The organism is Endozoicomonas sp. OPT23, from assembly GCF_009653635.1.
Taxonomy (GTDB): domain Bacteria; phylum Pseudomonadota; class Gammaproteobacteria; order Pseudomonadales; family Endozoicomonadaceae; genus Endozoicomonas_A.
On sequence record NZ_PPFD01000002.1, the window covers coordinates 226436 to 247573 of the forward strand.

The 21138-nt window shown below is 46.8% G+C and carries 21 protein-coding genes; 15 read left to right on the forward strand and 6 right to left on the reverse strand.

The annotated features are described in order from the left end of the window. Positions 1-33 precede the first annotated feature (33 nt). Positions 34-519 carry a hypothetical protein gene (locus EOPP23_RS02855; protein WP_153764477.1) on the forward strand — a complete coding sequence of 162 codons (486 nt, stop codon included), beginning with the start codon at positions 34-36 and terminating at the stop codon, positions 517-519. A 191-nt stretch (positions 520-710) separates the two neighbouring features. Beyond that, positions 711-1655 (forward strand): CNNM domain-containing protein, encoded by a 945-nt coding sequence (locus EOPP23_RS02860; protein WP_194842470.1) that lies wholly within the window; start codon positions 711-713, stop codon positions 1653-1655. 10 nt (positions 1656-1665) lie between these two features. Here the strand turns inward: EOPP23_RS02860 and EOPP23_RS02865 are convergent, their stop codons facing one another. Next, on the reverse strand, positions 1666-2307 hold the full coding sequence (locus tag EOPP23_RS02865) for a peroxiredoxin-like family protein (RefSeq protein ID WP_153764479.1): 642 nt from the start codon (positions 2305-2307) through the stop codon (positions 1666-1668). Between the two features lie 124 nt (positions 2308-2431). Between EOPP23_RS02865 and EOPP23_RS02870 the strand changes: the two genes are divergently transcribed. Beyond that, positions 2432-3013 (forward strand): TetR/AcrR family transcriptional regulator, encoded by a 582-nt coding sequence (locus EOPP23_RS02870; RefSeq protein WP_194842471.1) that lies wholly within the window; start codon positions 2432-2434, stop codon positions 3011-3013. A gap of 212 nt (positions 3014-3225) precedes the next feature. On the opposite strand, the gene EOPP23_RS02875 is transcribed toward EOPP23_RS02870, so the two are convergent. Then, complete coding sequence (locus EOPP23_RS02875) at positions 3226-3693, reverse strand: CopD family protein (RefSeq protein WP_228550541.1); 468 nt, start codon at positions 3691-3693, stop codon at positions 3226-3228. Between the two features lie 169 nt (positions 3694-3862). Between EOPP23_RS02875 and EOPP23_RS02880 the strand changes: the two genes are divergently transcribed. From EOPP23_RS02880 to EOPP23_RS02905, 6 genes are all read left to right on the forward strand, one after another. Next, positions 3863-4330, forward strand: a complete 468-nt coding sequence (locus tag EOPP23_RS02880; protein ID WP_153764481.1) for a YHS domain-containing (seleno)protein — start codon at positions 3863-3865, stop codon at positions 4328-4330. Between the two features lie 155 nt (positions 4331-4485). Beyond that, positions 4486-5007 carry a hypothetical protein gene (locus tag EOPP23_RS02885; RefSeq protein WP_153764482.1) on the forward strand — a complete coding sequence of 174 codons (522 nt, stop codon included), beginning with the start codon at positions 4486-4488 and terminating at the stop codon, positions 5005-5007. 70 nt (positions 5008-5077) lie between these two features. Further along, the gene (locus EOPP23_RS02890) at positions 5078-5944 is read left to right on the forward strand and encodes a hypothetical protein (protein ID WP_194842472.1); all 867 of its coding nucleotides are present in this window, start codon (positions 5078-5080) and stop codon (positions 5942-5944) included. Then, a complete protein-coding gene (locus tag EOPP23_RS02895) occupies positions 5941-6849 on the forward strand; it encodes a cyanophycin synthetase (protein WP_370514596.1) in 909 nt (302 codons plus the stop codon). Before EOPP23_RS02890 ends, EOPP23_RS02895 begins: the two co-directional genes overlap by 4 nt. Further along, a complete protein-coding gene (locus EOPP23_RS02900; protein ID WP_153764483.1) occupies positions 6849-8060 on the forward strand; it encodes a hypothetical protein in 1212 nt (403 codons plus the stop codon). The genes EOPP23_RS02895 and EOPP23_RS02900 overlap by 1 nt, the downstream gene beginning before the upstream one ends. Then, on the forward strand, positions 8050-8598 hold the full coding sequence (locus EOPP23_RS02905; RefSeq protein ID WP_194842473.1) for a DinB family protein: 549 nt from the start codon (positions 8050-8052) through the stop codon (positions 8596-8598). The genes EOPP23_RS02900 and EOPP23_RS02905 overlap by 11 nt, the downstream gene beginning before the upstream one ends. Before the next feature lie 78 nt (positions 8599-8676). Here the strand turns inward: EOPP23_RS02905 and rsuA are convergent, their stop codons facing one another. Beyond that, the gene (rsuA, locus tag EOPP23_RS02910) at positions 8677-9369 is read right to left on the reverse strand and encodes a 16S rRNA pseudouridine(516) synthase RsuA (RefSeq protein WP_153764485.1); all 693 of its coding nucleotides are present in this window, start codon (positions 9367-9369) and stop codon (positions 8677-8679) included. A 250-nt stretch (positions 9370-9619) separates the two neighbouring features. On the opposite strand from rsuA, the gene EOPP23_RS02915 reads away from it, so the two are divergent. The 3 genes from EOPP23_RS02915 (at position 9620) to EOPP23_RS02925 (ending at position 12895) form a co-directional block, all read left to right on the forward strand. After that, positions 9620-10738: a glycoside hydrolase family 5 protein gene (locus EOPP23_RS02915; protein WP_228550543.1), complete on the forward strand. Its 1119-nt coding sequence runs from the start codon at positions 9620-9622 to the stop codon at positions 10736-10738. 152 nt (positions 10739-10890) lie between these two features. Continuing rightward, positions 10891-12105: an FAD-dependent oxidoreductase gene (locus tag EOPP23_RS02920; RefSeq protein ID WP_153764487.1), complete on the forward strand. Its 1215-nt coding sequence runs from the start codon at positions 10891-10893 to the stop codon at positions 12103-12105. After that, the gene (locus EOPP23_RS02925) at positions 12098-12895 is read left to right on the forward strand and encodes an aldo/keto reductase (RefSeq protein ID WP_153764488.1); all 798 of its coding nucleotides are present in this window, start codon (positions 12098-12100) and stop codon (positions 12893-12895) included. The genes EOPP23_RS02920 and EOPP23_RS02925 overlap by 8 nt, the downstream gene beginning before the upstream one ends. Positions 12896-12949: 54 nt before the next feature. Here the strand turns inward: EOPP23_RS02925 and hldE are convergent, their stop codons facing one another. Beyond that, complete coding sequence (gene hldE, locus EOPP23_RS02930; RefSeq protein ID WP_153764489.1) at positions 12950-14401, reverse strand: bifunctional D-glycero-beta-D-manno-heptose-7-phosphate kinase/D-glycero-beta-D-manno-heptose 1-phosphate adenylyltransferase HldE; 1452 nt, start codon at positions 14399-14401, stop codon at positions 12950-12952. A 239-nt stretch (positions 14402-14640) separates the two neighbouring features. Beyond that, positions 14641-16512: a lipid A export permease/ATP-binding protein MsbA gene (gene msbA / locus EOPP23_RS02935; protein WP_228550545.1), complete on the reverse strand. Its 1872-nt coding sequence runs from the start codon at positions 16510-16512 to the stop codon at positions 14641-14643. 218 nt (positions 16513-16730) lie between these two features. Between msbA and EOPP23_RS02940 the strand changes: the two genes are divergently transcribed. Beyond that, positions 16731-17396, forward strand: a complete 666-nt coding sequence (locus EOPP23_RS02940; protein WP_228550546.1) for a hypothetical protein — start codon at positions 16731-16733, stop codon at positions 17394-17396. 29 nt (positions 17397-17425) lie between these two features. Further along, complete coding sequence (typA, locus tag EOPP23_RS02945) at positions 17426-19240, forward strand: translational GTPase TypA (RefSeq protein WP_370514597.1); 1815 nt, start codon at positions 17426-17428, stop codon at positions 19238-19240. 80 nt (positions 19241-19320) lie between these two features. Here typA and EOPP23_RS02950 read toward each other — a convergent pair whose 3' ends face one another. Beyond that, the gene (locus tag EOPP23_RS02950; protein ID WP_153764491.1) at positions 19321-19956 is read right to left on the reverse strand and encodes a hypothetical protein; all 636 of its coding nucleotides are present in this window, start codon (positions 19954-19956) and stop codon (positions 19321-19323) included. A 174-nt stretch (positions 19957-20130) separates the two neighbouring features. On the opposite strand from EOPP23_RS02950, the gene pip reads away from it, so the two are divergent. Next, positions 20131-21096 (forward strand): prolyl aminopeptidase, encoded by a 966-nt coding sequence (gene pip, locus EOPP23_RS02955; protein ID WP_153764492.1) that lies wholly within the window; start codon positions 20131-20133, stop codon positions 21094-21096. Positions 21097-21138: the final 42 nt, after the last annotated feature.

Here is a 21138-nt window from a genome sequence, read left to right on the forward strand (position 1 = left end):
GACTCAAAAATAAAATAACGATAAGGGTCGATAATGAAAACGGATTTTTTCCAAACCTGTTGTAAGACAGTGGGGCTTGCCAGCTTGATGGCAGGAGCTCTTTTATCCTCTTCTATTTCCTCCGCTGCGGCTTCCGAGTGCACCTTGAATAAATCCGGACGCTTTGAGAGCCAACAGACAGGCCCTTATGGTCTTCAGGTCGACTTGCTGAAAAACGATGTTTCCAACCTTGGCATGCTGACAGTTAATGACCTGGCTAATGACACCAGCTATCTGGTGATGATTAAGCCTGAAAGCAGCAACACGGTGACCAGCAGTTGTGAAAAAGTGGGTAAATACGGTTATCTGAGTTTTGAGTGGCAATCTACCCAATCTATTCCGGAAGGATTATCCGGACGGCTTGAGTTAGCGTTTCCATTAGAAGAAGATCGTTTTGTAGGCTCTGTCAGTTTGGGTAATGAAAAATACCCGAATGCTTTCTTCTCAAACCTGTCATTTTTTAAAAATGGTTTTTACTGACGACCTCATATATTAAAAATTAAAGGGTCTAACGATTAGACCACTCAACTATAGGGAATACTGACCGATATAGAGTGAACCCCCATTGAAAGCTATTTTCATCACTGAAGTGTCTGGTAGTCGTTTTTTCATCTAACGCTGCAATGCACGGCTCCTATGGGGTGATCACTTTCACCACAGGAGGAGCAAGGATGCTTCTGGTTGTTGCTGTCGCTATTCTGATTGTCATTGCCACTGCCGTTCTTTCCATAATTGAATCTGCCATCATTTATGTAGATGACCTGAGACTGGCAACGCTGCTCAGGCATAAACCATCCCGCGCGGATGACATTAAATACATTATCCGCAATAAGGACTCTCACCTGTCGTCCATGGTAGTGCTGATTACCCTGATCAGTATTGCCGGTAGTTCGCTGATTGGTGCTATTGCTGCCAGACAGTTGAATGATATCAGCCTTGCTGTTTTCACTGCTTTATTAACCTACTGCATGCTGGTTTTTGCCAAGATTCTTCCGAAACTGTTTGCTGTTCGAATGGCTGAGCCTGTTCTGAACCATTCCGCTCGTTTTGTTCGAGTTATTTGCATGCTGTTAAGACCTTTCCTGAAACTGACTCTGGTCTGGGCAAAAATATTCCGAATTGAGCCTGCTTCTGAACCCACACGTGATGAACTGCGCAGCATTCTTAAACACTTTAATAAGACGGGCATTATTGAAAGGGAAGAAAGAGACCTGGCCGAGCTGGCCCTGAAGATGCATCAAAGAACACTGGAAGCTCTGGCGGGTGATGAGTGTCGTATGGTCTGGTTACCTTCAGATGCTTCAGTTGCCGATGTGCAGGAGAATATTTGCAGCAATCCTTATAAACGCTATCTGGTGGTAAAAGATAATGATGTTGTAGGCGTAGTGCTCTACCGACATATCACCAGTTGTCTGGTGAACGGTGATTTGGATAAAACAGTAGGAGAGCTGGCAAAGAAAGCGGTCTTTCTTGATCAGGACAGCACCCTGCTGGATGCCATGCGGGCATTTGGTAAAGAGCGGGTATCTGTAGCTCTATTGTCAGGCAGAGAGCCTGAAGAAACCCGGATGATCACTGCCAAGCAGGTATACCGAGCTATTCTTCAGGCTTCCTGATTTTGTAATGTTACTTTCTTAGATGATCCACAATTTCCTGCGGTTCAAGGCGCTGAGTGTAATCTGCGCTGACAAAGGCCAGTGAAACCGTCTTATCAGGTTGAATAACAAAGGTAGCGGGGAAAGGCAGTTCCCAGGACTGGTCACCGTTTCTGGCAGGGATATCCAGGCCGAATTTGTTGTATACAGGCTGCAGTTTTTCAGACAGTGTGAATACCAGACCAAACGCCTTTGCGACCTCATTTCCAACATCGCTTAGTACAGTGAACGACAAATCATTAGCTGTTTTTGTGTCCTGAACACTTTCAGGAAGCTCTGGTGAAACAGCTACGAGGTTTGCACCAGCCGCAGTAATTTCAGGTAGTTTCTCTTGCAGAGCTTTCAGTTCCAGGTTGCAGTATGGGCACCAGCCACCACGGTAGAAACTGACAACTACCGGACCATTTTCCAACAACTGCCCCAGGTTCTGTTGATTGCCCTGCTGATCCGGCAGGGAGAAGCTATTAACCTTATCACCCTGTTTAACAGTCTGTTCTGCCAGCCCTGTTGCGATCAACTCTTCGGTGACTTCGGTCATCAATTTAAGAATATCCGCAGGCATCTTTTGTTTTTTGGCTTCTTCGTAGGCAGCTATGGCATCTGTCAGGTTCATTGTTCGGTATCGTTTTGTTTTTGAGTGTGTGCTCAACAATATATTTTATTGAGTGATCATTCAATAACTTTACGTTCCGACAAGACTCAGGGAGAATGAACCGACTTCATCCAGATTCATGATCATGGCCAGACCTCAGAAATACCAACGAGAAAAAGTAATTGATGCTGCTCAGGCCCTGTTCTGGCAGAAAGGCTATCAGGCGACATCGGTAGTAGATTTGCAGTCAGCAACGGAATTGAAACCCGGCAGTCTATATAAAGCTTTTGGCAATAAAGATGGCCTGCTTCAGGCGGTTCTTGAAAACTACTCAAATAACACTCTGTTGTTTATAGACTCGCTGACCGAGAAACATAGCTCAGTGATGGCCGTATTAGAGGTGTTTTTAAATCGACAGATAGATCGCTCATGCGAGAAAGATGCAGAGGGCTGTTTGCTGGTTAACTCATTGCTTGAGTTACAGGGTTACAAGCCACAGCTGGAAACAGAAGTAAAACAGCAGCTGTTAAGAGTGCAAGTGCGCTTTGCTCAGCTGATTGAGCAGGGAATAAAATCTGGAGAGCTCAGTGATAAGATGGATGCCAGTGGAAAGGCTACTGCAATAATGACGGTGGTCTGGGGGTTGAGTGTTATGTCAAGAATGAGCCCGAATAAGACACATTTACAGACTTTCTGTGATGATTTTCTGGCTACGATGAGTTCATAAAAATAGCCAATAAAAAAGGCATACCACAACAAGTGTGATATGCCTGAGAATCTTTTTCTAACTCCAGTTAACTACACCAATCAATAGTCAGAAAAAGAGTAATTTGAACTTCGGGAAAACCGCCCGAAACATTCGCTGACTATTTGAACAAAGGGTCGTTGACTGTAACAGATACAAAACCTGCTGTTTAACCTATAACAGATGGATTTCTGTTATAGCCACCCGGTTCTGAATGACACTCCGGCCAACACAAATAGCACTGAAATGATGGTGACCGGAATAATGTGCCAGGTCAGGCTGACAACATTATCCTGCGACAGCTTCGGAATTATTCTCAGGCGGGCATCCAGTGCAAAGGCAATCGTCGTCAGTAATAAAATCACTTTGATGCTAACAATGCGTGATATCGGGTTGTTGAAGTCAAACCACATAGACGTGTCAGGCAGCATTCTAAAAGCTAGATGTAGACCGGTCAGTACCTGAATAATCAGTGCAGGTATGCCTATCTTTTCAAAAGCATTTTCAAATCGCTGTAAAAATTCTATATCCCTGTTTTTGAGAACGCCCGGTAGAATACCGCAGGCAAGCACCAGATGGCCGCCAGTCCAGACGGTTGCAGCAAGGATATGAAGAAAGAGGAATATGCCGTACATGGTTTTGCTCTTAATATTGTTAGACAATTGGTGGCTCTATACTAATACTGATGGCTCATAAATAAGAATGGGTATCATTCCTTAAATTCTGTTTTTCTTCTTCAAATTTTCTGAATCCATTTCAAAAAGCCTCGCGTATATATCATCAAACGGTCAGAGATTTTCCAAAACTGACGCTCATTGAACAGGAACCACCATGAAAACACTGACTTCAAAATACACTTTCATAGCCAGCTTTTTTGCGCTTCTATTCTCTCTGCAAGTCAATACCAGTTTTGCAAAAGAAGACGAAGTTTATACCGGTTTTTGGGGTAATAAGGCCGTCAGTGGCTATGATACTGTCGCTTACTTTACAGAAGGTAAGCCGGTAAAAGGCAGTAAAAAGTTTAAATACAAGTACAAGGGCGCTGAGTGGTTCTTCAGCAGTGCCAAAAACCTTGAGCTTTTCAAAAATACCCCTGAAAAATATGCACCACAATACGGCGGTTACTGTGCATGGGCTGTGTCTCAGGGACATACAGCCAGTGCCGATCCAAAGCAGTGGAACATACAGGACGGCAAACTGTACCTGAATTATGACGCATCAGTGCAGAAAGACTGGTTAAAAGATAAGCAAAACTTTATTAATCTGGCTGACAAGAACTGGCCTTCAGTTCTGAAGTGAAACCAAACGCCACTTTCCTTCGTAAATAGATATAACAAGTACATGAAGCTGCCAGTTAAAACGATTCATAAGGCTGGCAGCCTTACAGAGAGTAGTAGCTGACTTCAGTATTCAACATAAAACAGAAGCAGCCTTTTAAGACCAGGTTCAAAATCATGAAAAACAGGATTATCACAATCTTCAGCTGGGTCGTAGTGGCCTGGACTGCCAAAGTCTTCTTGTCCTCACTGCCTTACAAGTTTACCGGACACCCTGATACACAGTATATCTTTGGTACCATCGGTGGTTGGATGCAAGGAATTCTGGGTAACACTATTGGTAACTGGTTTGCTAATTATGGTGCGATTGCTGTAGGCATTGCCGAGTTGACAGTCAGCCTGTTTCTGCTGATTCCATTGTTCCTGTTTATTCGTGAGAAACTGACCGGTGCTAAATCTCCTGTTGATCGTGCTGTTTTCCATACATTGGGTGGTCTTGCTGCCGCTGGAGTAATGACCGGCGCTGCCTTCTTCCACCTTGCAACGCCTTTGGGTATCGTTGTCCTCCATGAAGGAAAGAGCGACGGTGGTTCACTGTTCTTTGCAGCGGTATCCATTCTGGTTCTTGGTCTGATCATGGCAGCTGCCAATTTCAGCCTGATTAAAGAAAGAAAGCTGAACGGAACCTTTGCTCATTGAGCAAAGGCAAGTGACAGAGAGCTGAACCCTCTGTCGCTACAGCAATAAACAAAGATTCAGGAAGTACACCATGATTACCCGTTCCCTGCTGGTATTAACCTATATCTGGCATTGCATTCGTCTTGCTGCCAAACCCTGGAAGTTCTTTCAGTTAAATGCTGGATACTTCAATAATACCAAGGGCATTTTCTCAAAGCTGGATATGGATCAGCGTATTCCGGCACGCTGGAAGCTTGCTCAATACCGTGACAACGGTCAGGTAGTGCCAGAGAACTTCCCGGTATTTCTTAAGCCTGAGTGGGGACAGAACTCAGCAGGTGTCGTACGTGCCGATAATATTCAGGCACTGCATGAAAACCGTGCCAGCAGAGAAGGGGATGATCAACCGTATCTGATTCAGGAAAGTGCCAGGGGTTCACGAGAGTTTGAGGTTTACCTGATTCTTTCGGATACAAATAAAGATCAGTTTGCGACGTTATCCATCACTGAAGTAACCAATACCAGCGGTGATGATCTTCCCGTTAACGGTATCTACAACAAGCAGACCTGTTATCAGGATATTTCCGGCAGTTTTTCTGCTGATCAGCTTCAGAAACTGTGGAGTCACCTCAAACAGGTTGGGCAATTCCGTACAGCTCGATTTGGTATTAGAGCTGATAATTTGAATGAACTAGTGTCCGGTGAATTCAAGATTTTCGAAATCAATCTGTTCCTGCCTATGCCTCTGGCTCTGGTCAGCAGCAATGTTACACGACTGGAAAAACTGGCAATGGTTTGTCGTCTGACTAAACAGTTGGCCGCAGTAACCAGAACACTTCCAGAACAACGTAAGGTTCGATCCATTTTCTTCAGAAAACTTTACGGCCGTAACAATGTGAATCAAACCAGCCGGACGTCTTATAACAAGGTAGAAACAACTGAGGAAGTAGCCCTGTGAAATTTCTTAAAAAGAATCTCTACAGTTACATCAGCAAGAAATTCATGGATGGCTGCACCAACTATAACTCTCTGGAAGTTCGTAAAAGCTGCCGTTCCAAAGAGCAGGCCAGAGATACTTTTGCTGCCAATGATATTCCGCACGCTAAAGGCGAGATTTTTCTGAATCCGCTGACAGCCCATAAGTTTGCCAAAGAACACGGCTTTCCGTTGGTGATTAAGCCCAATGTTGGTGGTTTCTCCCGTGGCAGCTATTTCCCGATCAAGAATTTTAAAGAACTCTGGAAGGCTATTTTCCTGGCCAAAATCTGGTGGCCGACCAGTGTTGTTGAGCAGTATCTGGAAGGTAAGAACTACCGTGTTCTGGTAGCCAACGGCAAAGTGGTATCTGTGATTGAACGTTTTGCGCCTTTTGTAAAAGGTAATGGCCAGAATACTATCAGTGAACTGATTGATGAAGAAAACGAGATTCGCAGAAAGATGGGGTTGTTTGGCTGCATGTCCCCTTTGCAGAAAAGTACCCAGACAACTGATTTTCTGGCTCGCAGTAATTACGACCTGAACAGCATTCCGGCTGAGAATGAGCATGTAAAACTGTTCCATCGAATTGCTCTGGCTCCGGGCGGTGTTGTCGAAGCAATTTCCCAGAAAGAAGTAGCAGCAGATAATCTGGTCCTGATGGAAAAAACGATAAAAGCCTTTGGTGCCAATATTCTGGGTATTGATGTGATTCTGGAAAAAGGAATAGACGTCAGCCACAAAGATCAGAAGTGCATTCTGCTGGAAGTAAACTCACGACCTTACGTGAAAATGCACGACTACCCGCGTTACGGCGAGAAAGACGACCTGACCGCTGTTTTTGCTGAGCTAGAACAGTTGGAAATCCAGGGGGCGGATGTTTTCTGATGCTGTCCGGGGTTCGTTATTTTTATCAGTTCTCAGCATTGCATGCCTTTCTTATAGGGCTGCTGCCATTTTTCCTGCCGACTATTCTTTGGCGACAGGGTTTTACGCTGGCTGATATAGCCCTGTTTATTTCCCTGTCCGGATTGGGCTATTTCATCAGCCTGATATTCTGGGAAAAGCTGCGAACCTCAAACGGTAATCTGTGGGCGGTGAGAGGCTCATTTATTATTGAGTCTCTGCTGGTAGCCTATCTGGTTGCCGTCGAGATGCAGCTCAATCTATTTGTTCTGGCATTATTGAATGGCCTGTATGGCTGCTTCTACTGGATGTCCCAGAGATTTCTGTTTAAAGACCTGAGCAGTAACAAGAACTCAGGCAATCATTTTGGTAATTTCCAGATACTGGTCGGAATCATGCTGAAAGTGGGCATTCTGTCGGGAGCCTTTTTGCTGGAACAGGAAGGTCGAAGTATTCTTCTGGTTCTGACTATTGCTCTCAACATTGCCGGTTTAGCGGCTACGTTTAAAGAGTCTGCTGTCAAAGAGATGACCAGTGCCCTGTCATTCAAAAAGGTTTCTTTCAGCAGCGCCCTGAAACTCAGGGATTCACACAACTCCCGACTGGTATTTCTGGTTGATGGCCTGTTTCTGTTTCTGGAAAGCTACTTCTGGACGCTGTCGCTTTATTTCCTGAGTCAGGAAAATCTGATGAAGCTTGGTGGTTTGGTGATTGGCCTAACTATCGCTATGGCTGTGTTGTTCTGGTTGATAAAAAACACCATTGATAAAACGAATGGTCTGACTCTTTTCAAGGTAGCTGCTGTTCTCTATGCCTTTTCCTGGGCACTGAGAGCTTTGGTAAGTCCGGACTATTCACCGCTTATGCAGCTGCCCCTGATTCTACTGGTGGCCTTTCTTACCAGTCTGTTTCGTCTATTTTTTAACAAACTCTTTTTTGATCGCTCCGAGCAGACGGCGACATACAGATACCTGCTGACCAAGAGTTATTACTCACAGCTGGGCGTCGTACTTTTCTTTGGTTTTATAGCTTTCTGGTTGCAGGGTTCCGGTGAACCACTGGCAGCCCTTAACCCGGTCTACTGGTGTGCTGCCCTGCTGGCTCCATGTTTTTTGCTGTATGGCCGAAAAACAGAAAACCAGCCTGTTTGCAGTGCAGTTACCAATGAGGATACATCCTGTAATGTCTATTGATCTTGAGAATGATCTTAAAAATGTCGTTCGTGGCAATCTGGAAGTGGTTGATCAGCTGATTGAGTTTGTTGAATCGCTCAGTGAAGAGGATTATCGCTTTAACGACAGCGAGCTCTTTATGAGCAGCATCGGTCAGCACCTACGCCATATTCTCGATCTTTATCAGGTGATGATTGAGCCTCAACAGGAAGACCTGGTGGATTATGATGTCAGACGTCGTGGCCTCGCTCTGGAAAGTGAGAAAGAAGCAGGGCTGGTTGAACTCAGGGATTTGAGATCTTGGCTGGAAGCTTTGCCTGTTGAATCTCTGAAGCAGGGGGTTCTGGTAAAAACAGAAGTTCTACTGTCTGAAACTTGCAGCGTCCAGCTGCCTTCTACTTTTGCGAGAGAGCTGGTGTTTACAGCCAGCCATTTGACCCACCATCTGGCATTGATGGTAACCATTGCCAAAGTCATTGGTCATAAAGTGGATGATGCTGTTGGTCTGGCTCCGGCAACTAACACTTTTGTTGAAAACAGTAAGACCGAAGCGGCTTAAACTGTCTGTAGTTGCTCTGAGATAACTCTGAAGTGACAGAGTTATCTCGATGATGCTTTGTCTAAATAGTTGTTCTATCTAAACGGACGCTACTTCTGCTTCAGTCAAATAACGCCACTCACCCGGCTCAAGATCTTCATCCAGTTCAATCTCGCCCACTTGCTCTCTATGCAGGCCAACAACCTTATTACCGATGGCCGCAAACATGCGCTTCACCTGATGGTATTTGCCTTCATGGATGGTTAGCAAAACTTCATGGTCGCTGATGATTTCCAGCTCTGCAGGGCGAGTCGGCTTGTACTCACTGGCGAGCATTATACCTTCAGCAAACTGTTCAATGGCTGAGGCATCAACTGGGTCAGCCAGTTCTACGCGATAACGTTTCCCGCATTTTTTCTGTGGCGATGTGATTCTATGCGACCACTGACCATCATCGGTCACCAATACCAGACCAGTAGTGTCTACATCCAGTCGTCCACAGATACCCAGACGATCTATTTTTTCCATTTCCAGAAGCTCCAGAACTGACGGGTAATCCTGATCGCCAACAGTGGAACAGATACAGCCTTCAGGCTTGTAGATCATGACATAACGAAGTCCTACAGGCTGGAGGTTATGCCCTTCCATCTGCACGTTGCAGTTGTCAGCTACCTTGAACCCGGGATTTTTTACGACTTCACCATCACAGGTGACTTCACCACCTTTAAGCAGTCTTTTAGCTTCGGCGCGAGTGAGGTCTATGCTTTCACAGAGGTACTTGTCCAGTCTCAAAACGATGAAGATTCCTTGAATTAAGTGCTGTGAGCGTATGTTTTACGATCAAAAGTATGGATGTTTACCAATAACCAGAACCCTTTCAGGTTGATATTGTACGTAAGTACTTATCAATTCAGGTTCTCGTCTTCTGATGCGCATTTGCTCTCGAATATCAGCTGTAGTCTATTTACTGGCAGCAATAATAGCCGCCCCCACGGCATATGGAAACGTTCAAGCCACTGAGTCAAAAATAGCTTTCTGGAATATGCCCAGAGCTGGAACCAATCAGTTTAATCAGGTTCCTGAGCAGGAGTGGTTTGAAGCCGCTGCGGCCGAAAATATCGAGTGGGTGCGTATTACCTTCAGCAAGTGGAACAGTAAGCAGAAGGATTTCCTTGCCGGTGATCTCGATAACTATCAGCAGCTGGTTAAAAAAGATCTTGCGACACTGAAAAAAGCGATTGGCTGGGCTGAAGAGCAGGGACTGAAAGTAGTGATTGCTCCGCTGGGTCTGCCCGGAAGTCGATGGACTCAGAATAACCAGGGTAAGAAAGATCAACGACTGTGGAATGATAAAAAGTGGTGGCAGGCTTCTGCAAGATACTGGCAGGACCTGGCTCGGGCATTAAAAGACAGCAAAGCAGTGGTTGCCTATAACATTATCAATGAGCCAAAACCTGAATTTGGAACCGGACTGGCTGAACACGGTGATCCTGCACGCTATAAAGGCTGGTATGAGAAATATCAGGGCACAAGCCATGACTTGCCTGAGTTCTACAATACTGTGATTTCAGCGATTCGAGCAGTGGATGCAGAAACCCCTGTAATGGTTGATGCTGGCTGGTATGGGCAGGCGCAGGCCTTTGTTTACTGGCCAAAACTGAAAGACGCTAAAGTACTTTACTCATTTCATATGTATGAGCCATTCAACTTCACCAGTCGTCAGAACTATCTCCGTAAGCGCAAAGGCAAAGAGCTTTACTCTTATCCCGGGTTGATTCCATATGCAGGTAAAGTTGAGCAGTGGGACAAGAAAAGGCTTACAGAGTGGTTTACTCCGTTCAATGAATGGGCTGAGAAAAACAGCATTCCTGCCAACCGGATTGTTGCTGCGGAGTTTGGCGCCTATCGACGTGTACCGGGCGGTGGTCGCTACATGGAAGACCTTTTGGAGTTATTCGATCAAAAACAGTACCACTGGGCTTTCTATTCATTCCGCGAAGATGAATGGGATGGTTATGATTATGAAATCGGTAACCGGGCTCTGGGCTGGAAATACTGGGAAGCCAAAGAGAAGGGTGAAGATCCGGAGCCTCCACGGGATGAATCTAACCCTTTGTGGCAGGTACTGGACCAGGCTCTTGAAACCCGAACAAGAACCTGAGTGTGTAAAACACAATCATTAAAGTGGTAAAAAAGGCCTTGCTGCTTTTGCTTGCTTTCTACGGACAGTAAGTAAAGAGTAAGGTCTGTCATCAAGCCATTGGCAGGCGTATACTGCCTGTCATTCTTCTTTTCAATATTCGACCCCTCGATATGTCCCGAAAGATACAGACACTGGATTCTGATGTAGTAGTGATTGGTGGTGGTATCGCCGGTCTCTGGTTATTCAATGCTCTCAACAAACAGGGTTACAAGGCTCTGCTGCTGGAAAACAGCACGCTGGGTGGCGGCCAAACCATTAAATCTCAAGGCATTGTTCACGGTGGTACCAAGTACACACTGTCTGGGAACCTGACCAAAGCTGCTGAATGCATTGCTGGAATGCCGGACCGTTGGCGCAGAGCGCTGGCCGGTGACGATGATGTGGATTTAAGAGACGTTAAAATACTCTCTGAAGGTCACTACCTCTGGTCGCCAGGCGATATCGCTTCCCGCATGACCTCCTTCTTTGCCAGCAAGGCTCTCCGTGGCCGTGTTGACCAGCTGAAAAAGGAAGAAGACTTCCCTGATATCTTCAGACACAAAGGTTTCAGAGGTAAGGTTTATCAGCTGAATGAAATTGTGCTGGATATCCAGACGGTGATTAAAGCACTGACCAAGAATTTTCAGTCCCGCATTCTTAAGGTTGATTGGCAGCAGGATACAACAGTCGTTACCAGCAATGGCGAAATTGACTGTATTGAGCATAAGCTGGGTGATGAAACCCTGCAGATCAAGGCAAAGAAATTCATTATGACAGCGGGCGAAGGCACTGTAGGCTTGATGAAGCAGATGAATATTTCAAAGCCTGAAATGCAGCTGCGCCCTCTTCACATGGTCATGCTCAAAACTTCCCATCAGGAGCCTCTTTACGCTCACTGTCTTGGCACCAAGATTGTTCCAAGAATGACCATTACCAGCCACCCGACTGAAGACGGTAACTGGGTTTGGTATCTGGGTGGGGAAATTGCTGAAGACGGTATGGAACGTAACCCTGAAGAGCAGATTCGGGTCGCCAAACGTGAGCTTTCAGTGCTCTTGCCATGGGTGAATCTGGACGACGCGGACTGGGCAACATTGTTTGTTAATCGTGCCGAACCAAAGCAAAGTAAGCTGCTTCGCCCTGATGCTGCTTTTATCCATCATTCCGGTAATACCATGGTGACCTGGCCGACCAAACTGGCATTGGCGCCTAACCTGACCGATGAAGTGGGAAAACAGTTGAATATTGAACCTTCAGGAAATGAAGGGTTTGCATTGCCGGAAGGTGTAACGCATCCTGAAATCTGTCAGCCTTTCTGGAGTGAGGCCTTCAATAAGAATGCTTGAACAGAGACAAATAACGGGAACCAACATCAGTGTGTCACCACTGGGTTTCGGTACGGTAAAGCTGGGGCGTGATCAGGGTGTTAAATACCCGTCCGGTTTTACAATTCCTGATGACAAAGAAGCTACAGCACTGCTGGAGTTAGCCAGATCTTTGGGAATCAATTTACTTGATACCGCTCCTGCTTATGGAGTCAGTGAAATTCGTCTGGGTGATCTGCTGGGTAACCGTCGTAAGGATTGGGTTATTTGCAGCAAAGTCGGTGAAGAGTTTGAGGGTGGCGAATCCAGCTTTAACTTTACGTCTGAACATATCCGTTTCAGTATTGAGCGCAGTCTTAAACGACTGAAGACTGATTATATTGATATGGTACTGGTTCATTCCAATGGCGACGACGTCAATGTAATTGAGCAGTATGGTTGTCTGGAAGTACTGGCAGACCTGAAAAAGGAAGGTCTGATTCTGGCTTCCGGTATGTCCACCAAAACCGTTGAAGGCGGTATTCTGGCACTGGAACAGTCCGATATTGCCATGGTGACTTACAACCTGAATGAACAGGCTGAGAAGCCAGTTCTGGATTATGCGTTGGAAAACAATAAGGGCATTCTGATCAAGAAAGCTCTGGCTAGTGGCCATGCCTGCCTTGATGGTGAAGACCCGGTTGAGAAGAGTATGGAGCTGGTGTTTGGTCATCCTGCTGTTTCGTCAGCGATTGTTGGGACGATTAATCCAAAGCATTTGAAACAGAATGTTGAGACTTGTTTGAAGGTTCTAAATGGACTGGAAAATTAAGCGGCAAGTCAGGTGTTGGGTTAGAGGTAAACTCTAACCCAACATACATACTGTTTAAGCCTTGGCTTTAACTCTTTTCGTTTGATCTTCACGAATCTTTTCAACGATAGCTGTCGTTGAACAGTTATCCAGAAACGCCAGAACCTTCACATCACCGCCGTATTCATAAACGATAGGTGCGCCAACGACTTCATCAATGCTGTAGTCACCGCCTTTTACCAATACGTCAGGCTTAACGTCACGCAGCAGGTTTTCCGGCGTGTCCTCTTCAAAGCAGACCACCCAGTCCACCGCTTCCAGACCAGCCAGTACCGTCATACGACGGTCTTCGGAATTAATGGGACGACCTTCGCCTTTTAATCGTTTAACAGAAGCATCACTGTTGATCGCCAGAACCAGTCGATCACCCTGTTGACGAGCCTGTTCCAGATAGCCAACGTGGCCAGCATGAACAATATCAAAGCAGCCATTAGTGAAGACGATTTTCTCACCGTGAGCACGGGCATCTTCAAGGGCAACCAACAGTTGTTCTTTGGAGACTACGCCACGCTCAACGCCCAGCTCTCTGTTAACTTCACGACGAAGCTCCGGCATGCTGACGGTAGCCGTGCCCAGTTTGGCAACCACAATACCAGCCGCAATGTTGGCTAGAGCGGCAGAAGTCGGCAGGTCAGAGCCAGCAGCCAGAGCGGTAGCCAGAGTAGAAATAACAGTATCGCCGGCACCTGTGACATCAAAGACTTCTCGGGCACGGGCTGGCAGGTGAAGTTCAGGTGCATCCTTACGAATCAGGGTCATACCGTGTTCGCTGCGGGTGATCAGCAGAGCTTCCAGATCGATATCAGCCAGCAGCTTACGACCCTTTTCAACCAGCTCCTGTTCGCTGTTGCATTTGCCAACAACAGTTTCAAACTCGGACAGGTTAGGGGTGATAACCGTTGCACCACGATAACGTTCAAAGTCAGTTCCCTTAGGATCAACCAGAACAGGAATGCCCTGGGTTTTAGCCTGCTTGATCAGCTGCTGGTGGTTCTGCAGAGTGCCCTTGTTGTAGTCAGACAGAATCACTGCGCCGACGTTTTTCAGTAGTGAGTCAGCTTTGTCTTCAAGAATATCGCTGCTCAGACCAGCAAAATCCTCTTCATGGTCAAGACGAATCAGCTGTTGATGCTGACTGATAACACGTAGCTTGGTAATGGTTGGGACATTATCGAGGCGGGCAAAATCACAGTAAACACCGGCCGCTTCCAGACGGGTCTGTAAAGAATCAGCGGCTTCATCATTACCGGTAGCAGCAATCAGCCAGGCTGGAGCACCCAGAGAAGCAATATTCAATGCGACGTTACCAGCACCGCCGGGGCGGTCTTCAACCTGGTTAACTCGAACAACGGGTACCGGTGCTTCAGGAGAGATTCTTGATGTACCGCCGTGCCAGTAACGATCCAGCATTACATCGCCGATAACCAGAACCCTGGCTTGATCAAACCTTGGCAGAGTCAGTTTCATTCAGTCTATTCCACTTGGACTAAAAGCCTGCAGGTGTTTGTATGCCGACACAACGGAATCTCTAATTTGAGTATTTTCTCGCCATAAGCGGGAAAATATCCTTTTGATTCACTGGTGTGGCGGATCACACTCTACAGACTTTCGGTTTTGAATCAGTTTGGAGTCCAGTTAAGAATAACGGACTCCTATTTTCGATGACAGTCTATCTATGACAGTCGTATGAAGGCTCAGTTCAAAGGTTAAACATCAACTGGCTCATCACGATCTTCCAAAAACTGCATCTGATGCAGTTTCGCATAGTGACCCGCTTTGGCCAGCAGCTCGGAATGAGAGCCGTACTCAACGATTTCGCCCTTGTCCATCACGATAATACGGTCTGCATTTTCGATGGTGGACAGTCGGTGAGCGATAACCAGTGTGGTTCGGTTCTTCATCACTTCATCCAGAGCGGCCTGAATATGGCGCTCGGATTCAGTATCCAGTGCTGAAGTGGCTTCGTCCAGAATCAGGATCGGTGCATCTTTCAGAATGGCTCGGGCAATGGCTAAACGCTGACGCTGGCCACCGGACAATAAAACACCGTCTTCACCCACTAGAGTATCCATGCCCTGAGACATGTTCTTGATGAATTCGGTAGCATGGGCAGCTTCAGCGGCCAGATGAATATCTTCTTCAGGCGCATCACGCAAGTCACCATAGGCAATGTTTCGTGCCACGGTATCATTGAACAGGCTGACGTTCTGATCCACCAGAGCGATATGGCTGCGCAGGTTTTTCAGGGTGTAGTCTTCGATAGGCGTACTATCGAGAAGAATCTGTCCCTGCTCATGGTTATAAAACCTTGGTACCAAGTTTGCCAGAGTCGTTTTACCAGAACCTGACCGACCTACCAGAGCAATGGTTTCACCGGGCTGAACAGTAAAGTTGATATTGTTCAGCGCGGGCTTATCAGCATTCTTGTAGGTGAAGGTCAGGTTTTTTATTTCCAGCTTTCCTTCGACAGTCTCTTTGACCTGAGTGCCGTTGTCAGGCTCAGGCTTTTCGTCAGCCATATCAAAGATACTTTCTGCAGCAGCGATACCCTTTTGAATATTGGCATTCACTTCACTGAGCTGGCGAATAGGCTTTGGTAGCAAAGCTGCGGCAGTAACAAAGCTGACCAGCGACGCGGTAGTAGCATCACCTTTCAGCCAAAGCACCAGGAAGAAGAGTACTGCCAAAGCAATATTTACCAGAAACTGCAGGGTCGGCGTATGCACTGCAGAGGCTTTGACCATTTTCAGTCCCTGACGGGTGTTGGTGAAACTCGAATCAAAGAAACGCTTGCTTTCGTACTCTTCGCCACCAAAGCCCCGAACCACTTTATAACCACTGATGGTCTCGGAGCTGACATGAGTCAGGTCACCCATGGAATTCTGAATTTTGGAGCTGAGTTTACGGAAACGCTTGCTGGCGGTGCTGACAACCAGAGCAATTAATGGAGCAACACCAATAAAAACCAGAGTCAGCTGCCAGTTGGTCAAAATCAGATAACCAAACAGGAAGATGACCGTCAGGCCTTCACGAACAACGACCTTGATGGCATCGGTTGCCGCAGTCGTCACCATGCCTACGTTGTAGGTGATTCGAGCGATCAGGTGACCGGAGTTGTTATTGTCGTAGTAGCTGTTGGGCAGGCGAGTCAGCTGATTAAACATCAGGCAGCGCAGGTCATGCACCACGTTCAGGGATACCTTGGCGAGAAAGTAGTTACCCAGAAACGATCCGAGACCGCGAAACAGGGCGATAAACAGCATCACCATTGGGATCAGGGCTGCAGCCGTAGTAATAGAGGGGGGGAGCAGCCAGCCAATATCTTTATTTATGGTGACAAAGCTACCTTCCAGTGCTTCAACAAAATATTCGAGCAGGCGGGCAAAAGCCGGCTGGCTCAGGGCAAACAGGACATAACCCAGCAAACTCAGGGCAAAATAACCGGAGTAAGGCTTTACATAACTAAGCAGTCGCAGATAAATCTGCAGGCTGCCAGCTTTGGCATTTTCTGACATGGCCATTCTGAATTGGTTGATAAAGTTGCGGGGTACTTTACTACGAATACCCAGTGGTTTCATGACTGACAGCCATAACTGTCGTGAATTTACTCAATTAAAAGACCGCGGATACGCTCAGTCTATCCCTTCTGTTTCCGACTTTTTTACTCAAGAATTCATTATTGGCTCACTCCGGGAATACAAAGCCCGGTGAATAAGGTAAGATTAGCCGCCATTTTTACAGAGTCGGTTCGGGTTGATGGAGTCCGCACCGGGTTGAACGCAGGTCACCAGAATAGATGATAGGTTTGCAGCGGCTGTCTTTGGAACGTTTGTCCTTAAACGAATTCAATGGAATGAAGGAAGGCGCTGAGATTATTGAAAAGGATCACGACGGAGACAAGGTACTCCGGCTGAAGGATGGTTCCTTTATCAAAATCTTTCGAGTGAAGAGTCTGATCAGTCAGGCCTGGTTCTGGCCATACTCTATGCAATTTGCCCGCAATGCGGAAAAGCTGATTGCCAGAGGTGTACAGACTGTTGATATAACGGGCTGCTATCGATTGAAAGGCTGGAAAGAAACGGCTGTGCATTATCAGCCTCTGCCAGGTAAAAACTTGCGGCAGGTCTTTCCGACACTGGATACACACTCTGTAAAAGAGCTGACAGGTCAACTGGCAAGCTATTATGCCGACCTGCAGCAAAAAGGTATTTATTTCCGGTCTCTGCATCTGGGCAATATCCTGCAGCTCCCCGATAAAACTCTGGGGTTGATTGATATTGCCGATATGCGCTTTAGCCGCGGGCCTCTTGATACAGAGCAGCGGTTAAGAAATCTGAAACACCTGGCACGATATAGTCAGGATGTTGAGTATCTGACACAAGACGACACTTTCTGCTCAACTTATGCTGCCAAAACAGGCATAGAGCAGAGCAGGGTTGAACAAGTTTTACAGGGCGGTTGAACCGGTCCCGGTTTTAGAGAGAAAAAACTGTGATAGAAAAGTTACGCAACATAGCGATCATCGCTCACGTTGACCATGGTAAGACCACCCTGGTAGACAAACTGCTGCAGCAGTCCGGAACTCTGGGTCGTAAGGATCAGGGTGCAGAACGCATCATGGACTCCAACGACCAGGAAAAAGAGCGCGGCATTACCATTCTGGCCAAGAACACTGCGATCAACTGGAAAGATTACCACATCAATATTGTGGACACTCCGGGACACGCCGACTTCGGTGGTGAAGTGGAGCGTGTTATGTCCATGGTGGATTCCGTACTGTTGCTGGTTGACGCAGTAGACGGCCCAATGCCACAGACCCGTTTCGTAACCCAGAAGGCGTTCGAACAGGGTCTGCGTCCAATCGTTGTTATCAACAAGGTTGACCGTCCGGGCGCTCGTCCTGATTGGGTTATGGATGAAGTCTTTGACCTGTTTGACCGTCTGGGTGCCACTGAAGAGCAGCTGGATTTCCCGGTTATCTATGCTTCCGCACTGAACGGTATTGCCGGTGACGATCCTGAAAACATGGCTGAAGATATGGAGCCACTGTTTGAAATGATCGTTAAAAACGTACCAACACCTGATGTTGACGTTGATGCTGCTTTTCAGATGCAAATCTCTGCTCTGGACTACAACAGCTTCCTGGGTGTTATCGGTATCGGCCGCATCAAGCGTGGTACCCTGAAGCCTTCTACTCCGATCCGTCTGATCGGTGCTGATGGTAAAGAGCGTAACGCCAAGATCCTGAAAGTAATGGGTCATATGGGGCTGGAGCGTGTAGAAGTTGAAGAAGCCCGTGCTGGCGACATCGTCTGCGTAACGGGTATCGACAAGCTGAACATCTCCGATACCCTGTGTCACCCGGACAATGTTGAAGCACTGCCTCCGCTGACGGTTGATGAGCCGACAGTAAGCATGACCTTCCAGGTAAACGATTCTCCGTTTGCGGGTCAGGACGGTAAGTACGTTACTTCCCGTAATATCAAGGACCGTCTGGAACGTGAGCTGCTGCACAACGTAGCGCTGCGTGTTGACCAAGGTGCTGATGCAGACAAGTTCAAGGTATCCGGTCGTGGTGAATTGCACCTGTCTGTACTGATCGAAACCATGCGCCGTGAAGGCTACGAGATGGGTGTTTCCCGTCCGGAAGTTGTGGTTCGTGAAATCGACGGTGTTATGCAGGAGCCGTTTGAACAGGTTGTTATCGACCTGGAAGAACAGCATCAGGGTTCCCTGATGGAAGAAATGGGTCTGCGTAAAGCAGAACTGACCAACATGGTTCCTGATGGTAAGGGGCGTGTTCGTCTGGAGTTCGTTATGCCAGCTCGTGGCCTGATCGGTTTCCGTTCCCAGTTCCTGACCATGACATCCGGTAGCGGCATTCTGACCAACGTTTTCGATCACTACGGTGAAGTGAAAGACGGTACAGTAAGCCACCGTCAGAACGGCGTGCTGATTACCATGGTAACCGGTAAGGTTCTGGGCTACTCCCTGTGGAACCTGCAGGAACGTGGTCGCCTGTTCCTGCCACCTAACGTAGAAGTTTACGAAGGTCAGGTTATTGGTCTGCACAACCGTGAAAACGATCTGGTAGTTAACCCGATTAAGGGTAAGCAGCTGACCAACGTTCGTGCTTCCGGTACCGACGAAAACATCCAGCTGACACCACCTGTTAAGCACTCTCTGGAACAGGCTCTGGAATTCATCGACGACGATGAACTGGTTGAAGTAACACCTAACTTCATCCGTATCCGTAAGAAGTTCCTGAAAGAGAATGACCGTAAGCGTGCGGGTCGCAGCAAGTAAGCTTTTATTTGAAGTAATAAAAAAGCCGGATTGCGATGACCTCTCCGGCTTTTTTTTCAAGAAGCAATTACGATTATAATTCAGAAATCCATATCATCCTCAAACTGTCGATCCTCCAGATCTAAAGAACCGAAGCTAAGAAGGAACTTTAGTGTGGACATTACCCCACTGCCAAAGTGATTCATCATCGTTTCGCATCTTGAAGTGATGCTGTTTTTACACCAGCTGGTATAAGCTTTAACGGTTTCAAAGAATTCAAATGCTGCTTCATACTGCCCGCGTACTTCAAGCATGACTCTTACTGACTTCTCGTCCTGAACACTCTCGATGATCGATATTAACTTTGAAGCGGGCTCATTCAGAAACTGATAAAACTCTGTTCGACCTTTATCAGTCGACAATTTAATGGTGTTGGTGAAACTGTTTTCTTTTCCAATGAAACTCACCTCTAACTCGCCGCCACCTTTAGAGGAAAAAATCAGCAATTGACCATGCTTTGCAAAAGAGTGGCTGTTTTTTACCTTCTGTTCGCATAGCTCTTTCTCCTCACCCGAGCAGAATGGTGCAGTGATGTAGCCATTTTCTGTCAGGATGTCGAATGGTGTGACTGCATTCTGCTCGGCAGAGACTGTAGAGCAAGCCAGAGCCAGATAAAAATAAAGAGCTACTACCCAAATAGTTGTTTTTTGATAGTTGAGACCTTCGTTCTTATACATCGATTTTTTTTGGTAGTATGGATGATTGCTTAAGACATCAGTTCTAGTTGAAAGTTCATTTTCATAGGAATCAGACTACCTTGGAAATCGACAATATCCGGAGTAATGTAAAGGAAAGAGAGTTTCCGGTTCTGCCTGAACTGTTTTATGCCTTTTGCTCCTGAAGGATGACCCATGCACACGCTTTACCCAGCCATAAAGCCTTATGCTTCCGACCAATTGCAAGTCGATTCCATTCATCAGATTTATATAGAAGAGTGTGGCAGTCCTGATGGCATACCAGTGCTGTTTCTTCATGGTGGTCCAGGTCTTGGATGCAGTGAAAAGTGTCGTCGTTTTTTTGATCCTGAAAAATATCGAATCATTTTGTTTGATCAGCGTGGCTGTGGACGATCTACTCCACACGGAGAAATTGAGGCTAATTCCACTCAGGATTTGATTGATGATATTGAGAAGATCAGATCTCACCTGAAAGTCGATAAGTGGATGCTGTTTGGTGGCTCATGGGGCTCAACGCTGGCACTGCTTTATGCTCAGGCTCACCCAATGCAGGTGAAGGCAATGATACTACGGGGGATATTCCTTTCCCGGCAGCAGGACCTCGACTGGCTCTATACGGATCAGGGAGCAGCAAGAATCTTTCCTGACCACTGGCAGCATTTTCAGGAAATTATTCCCGAGAATGAACGCAGTGATATGTTGACGGCTTACCATAAACGACTGATTGGTGATGATGAGCTGGCTCGTATGAATGCCGCCAAACACTGGTCACTCTGGGAGGGTCGTAACTGCACTCTCAAACCCTGCCCTGAACTGGAAGAACGATGCAGTGAGCCTCATTCTGCTCTGGCTATTTCCAGAATAGAGGCTCATTTCTTTATGAATGATTCTTTCATAAAGCCCAATCAGATCATTGATAATATGCGGTTCGTTGACCAGATTCCGGGCGTTATTGTCCATGGTCGCTACGATATGATCTGTCCTCTGGATAATGCTCAGGCCCTCTCTGAACACTGGACCGAATCAGAGCTGTTTATAGTCCGCGAAGCCGGGCACTCCTCCAGTGAACCCGGTATAGTGGATGCCCTGATACTGGCAACGGATAAGTTCGCCAGAAAATTTTCATCGGATACAGCCTGATTTAGAGGGTGTTCTCAATCAGTCATGAAACCGTAGGTTGGG

Coding starts and splice junctions, on each gene's coding strand:
- EOPP23_RS02855 (WP_153764477.1), top strand. CDS start 34: ATGAAAACGGATTTTTTCCAAACCTGTTGTAAGACAGTGGGGCTTGCC.
- EOPP23_RS02860 (WP_194842470.1), top strand. CDS start 711: ATGCTTCTGGTTGTTGCTGTCGCTATTCTGATTGTCATTGCCACTGCC.
- EOPP23_RS02865 (WP_153764479.1), bottom strand. CDS start 2,307: ATGAACCTGACAGATGCCATAGCTGCCTACGAAGAAGCCAAAAAACAA.
- EOPP23_RS02870 (WP_194842471.1), top strand. CDS start 2,432: ATGGCCAGACCTCAGAAATACCAACGAGAAAAAGTAATTGATGCTGCT.
- EOPP23_RS02880 (WP_153764481.1), top strand. CDS start 3,863: ATGAAAACACTGACTTCAAAATACACTTTCATAGCCAGCTTTTTTGCG.
- EOPP23_RS02885 (WP_153764482.1), top strand. CDS start 4,486: ATGAAAAACAGGATTATCACAATCTTCAGCTGGGTCGTAGTGGCCTGG.
- EOPP23_RS02890 (WP_194842472.1), top strand. CDS start 5,078: ATGATTACCCGTTCCCTGCTGGTATTAACCTATATCTGGCATTGCATT.
- EOPP23_RS02900 (WP_153764483.1), top strand. CDS start 6,849: ATGCTGTCCGGGGTTCGTTATTTTTATCAGTTCTCAGCATTGCATGCC.
- EOPP23_RS02905 (WP_194842473.1), top strand. CDS start 8,050: ATGTCTATTGATCTTGAGAATGATCTTAAAAATGTCGTTCGTGGCAAT.
- EOPP23_RS02915 (WP_228550543.1), top strand. CDS start 9,620: ATGCCCAGAGCTGGAACCAATCAGTTTAATCAGGTTCCTGAGCAGGAG.
- EOPP23_RS02920 (WP_153764487.1), top strand. CDS start 10,891: ATGTCCCGAAAGATACAGACACTGGATTCTGATGTAGTAGTGATTGGT.
- EOPP23_RS02925 (WP_153764488.1), top strand. CDS start 12,098: ATGCTTGAACAGAGACAAATAACGGGAACCAACATCAGTGTGTCACCA.
- hldE (WP_153764489.1), bottom strand. CDS start 14,401: ATGAAACTGACTCTGCCAAGGTTTGATCAAGCCAGGGTTCTGGTTATC.
- msbA (WP_228550545.1), bottom strand. CDS start 16,512: ATGAAACCACTGGGTATTCGTAGTAAAGTACCCCGCAACTTTATCAAC.
- EOPP23_RS02940 (WP_228550546.1), top strand. CDS start 16,731: ATGATAGGTTTGCAGCGGCTGTCTTTGGAACGTTTGTCCTTAAACGAA.
- EOPP23_RS02950 (WP_153764491.1), bottom strand. CDS start 19,956: ATGTATAAGAACGAAGGTCTCAACTATCAAAAAACAACTATTTGGGTA.
- pip (WP_153764492.1), top strand. CDS start 20,131: ATGCACACGCTTTACCCAGCCATAAAGCCTTATGCTTCCGACCAATTG.